Source organism: Curtobacterium luteum (assembly GCF_014646995.1).
Taxonomy (GTDB): Bacteria; Actinomycetota; Actinomycetes; order Actinomycetales; family Microbacteriaceae; genus Curtobacterium; species Curtobacterium luteum.
The window spans coordinates 1-2,427 of the sequence record NZ_BMOI01000024.1; the positions used below are offsets into that span (position 1 = coordinate 1).

Below are 2,427 nucleotides of genomic sequence, written 5' to 3' on the forward strand. Positions count from 1 at the left end.
CAGCTGTGTAGGGCTCATGCCCCGCGACGGCGGAGATGCGGTCCCCGCTGCCGCGCCCACGGACGCGTCTGATCGTCAGTGGTACGTGAACAACTGTATGACCAAACGGGACAAAACGGAATAGAACTGCCCAAACCGGGGGTTAAACCGTTCATGGTCACCCCCGTAAAGGGGTCGTAGGGGGCCGTAGAACGCACCACTGCGCGGGGGATCGTGCCACTCAGGGTGTATCCGCACCAAAGTGCAGTAATGTGTGCTCTTCCACCCGTTGCCCACGGAGTCAATATGTCAACGCGCCTTGAGCAGCTCTTTGATGGCTATCCACCAATCCTTTCGGCGAGAGAACTCGCGGAAATATTGGGGCTGAACAACAAAACTGTTTACGAATATCTCCAAAACGGAGACCTCCCGGCTTATCACATCGGGTCGAAATGGATTATTGTTCGAGATGAAGTGCTCGAGCACATCCAGAGCACCTCGAATACGCCGGGAGAATCTGCACCACCGGGGCCGCGAGCGTCAGCAAAACGTGGTATTGAGGCAGCCCAGTAGGTAGACCGTTCTTTTCACTGAAGTGCGGGTGGGGGACAGCTGGACACGGCGTCCCTATGAATCTGCTTATGCTGGCGTCGTGTTGGCTTCCGACGTTCTTCGGCTCTTTACGACGCCGGCAAATGTGCCCGTGATCTCGGGGCGCGGTTCAATCGCTCATCGCCGAACCGTGCTGCGGATCGACTACGCCACAGACGAGCACGGAGCGCGGAAGCTCCTCCCTGAGCCGCTCGAACTCACCGACATCCCACTCGCGAGCATCTACCTCACGCAATACCACGACATGTACGGCGACGAGCCCATCATCGAGGTCGCACAAGCCATCGAGTGCCGAGCGCCTGGCGGGGCAGTCGGCGACTTCGTCGTCGCGGTCTACACCGACAGCATGCCGGCGCTGCTCGGAAACCGGGAGATGTACCTCCAGCCCGTGCTCCACGGCATTGGCGCGATCCGGCACCAGCAGAGCGCCACCGAATTCAGCCTGTGCATCGGTGACACTGAGGTCATGTGGGGGAGTGCTGCCTACAAGCACGATCCCGCACCGCTTCCGGAAGCAGAGGCGTTCTTTGCTCGGCCGAAGTTCTACCTGAAAATACTCGGCAGTCCGCTGCTGGGGGAACCGGTTCGGCATCGCCTCTTCAGTTTGGAACCCTCTGCACTTGCTTTGACAGAGGCATATCGAGCGCCCTCACGCATCACATTTCGTGGGCATGTCATGGCGCCACTCGATGACCTGCCTATCGTGCAGATTCAAGGCTGCCAATATGTTGAGGGGGAGTGGGTGCCAGGCGGAGCAGAAATTATCCACCGGTACAACTAAACAGCGAACGGCGGTTGGGGGAGAGCTCTCCCAGTCGCCGTTCGTCTTCGTATTGGCAGAAGCCGGGCCTCCATGCCCGATACGTAGGACGGGGCGGCAGAGCTCCTCGCTCTGCCGCCCCGCGCATCGGCCCCGGCTAGCCGTGCCGACCGATGCGGCGCTTCCGCAGGTGGGTCCAGATCAGCAGGGTCCCGCCGATGAAGAACAGGACCAGCGCCACTCCGATCGGCATAGCCACGTTCGCGCCAGTGAACGCGAGGGAGTCTGCCGTAGCCGCAGCGGTCGGCGTCGCCGTGGGCGATGCGACGGTCTGCGGCGAGACCTGGATCGTGAAGGTGTTCACGAAACCGTCCTGCCGGATCGTAATGACGTGCGGGCTTGCGTGATTGAACGTGATGGTTGCGTCATCTTGGCCCAGCGCCTTCACCGTGTCAGTGCCGATGCTGGACGTCACCGACACGCGCTTCAGCGAGGTGACGGGATTGCCGTACTTGTCCACCTTCACGACGTCTACCTCAAGCGTCGAGCCCTGCTTGGCCGTGATCGTTGCGTCCGGCTTCTCCCCGGATGTAAGCCACTGCGTGACGGAACCGTCCGGAGCGACCTCCCACGCGGGTGCGTCCTTCGACTCCCACCGCTGCGGAGACACGACCGCCTTCAAACCGACCGGCTTCGCGGGATTGACGATGAGCTCGATCCGCTCGACCGCCTGACCCTGTGAGTTCTTCGCCGTCACCACAATCTCAGGTGAGCCGATATCGGTCAGCACGCCCGAAAGCGTTCCGTTCTTGAAGGTGACACCGGTAGGGAGGCTGCGGTCCGCGTTGGCATCGCTAGTGACCGTGTAGGTCGGAGCTGGATTCCCCGTGGCCCCCAAGCCCGTGAAGCTGAAGCGCTCGCCCGCAGTCACCGTGCGCGACAGGCTGACGTCCGACTCACCGTTGAACAGCGGAGCAGACAGCGGCAACGCCCTCCCAGCTGGCCCAACCGGATTGCTCGTCACCGTTGCAGACTCGCCGTTCGCCGAGCCGGTGACCGACACCGTGATCTGCGCG

At 61.8% G+C, this 2,427-nt stretch carries 3 protein-coding genes; 2 read left to right on the plus strand and 1 reads right to left on the minus strand.

What is annotated here, in order from left to right; genetic code table 11:
• Positions 1–285: 285 nt before the first annotated feature.
• A complete protein-coding gene (locus IEY20_RS17450; protein ID WP_175327242.1) occupies positions 286–552 on the plus strand; it encodes a helix-turn-helix domain-containing protein in 267 nt (88 codons plus the stop codon).
• Positions 553–631: 79 nt separating this feature from the next.
• Positions 632–1,372, plus strand: coding sequence for an acetoacetate decarboxylase family protein (locus IEY20_RS16880; RefSeq protein ID WP_175327241.1), 741 nt, complete (start codon positions 632–634; stop codon positions 1,370–1,372).
• Between the two features lie 136 nt (positions 1,373–1,508).
• Here IEY20_RS16880 and IEY20_RS16885 read toward each other — a convergent pair.
• A partial coding sequence (locus IEY20_RS16885; RefSeq protein ID WP_188889344.1) for a hypothetical protein occupies positions 1,509–2,427 on the minus strand: 919 nt, incomplete at its 5' end.

Excerpts from the sequence above, each read along its gene's own strand:
- IEY20_RS17450 (WP_175327242.1), top strand. The coding sequence starts at position 286 with ATGTCAACGCGCCTTGAGCAGCTCTTTGATGGCTATCCACCAATCCTT.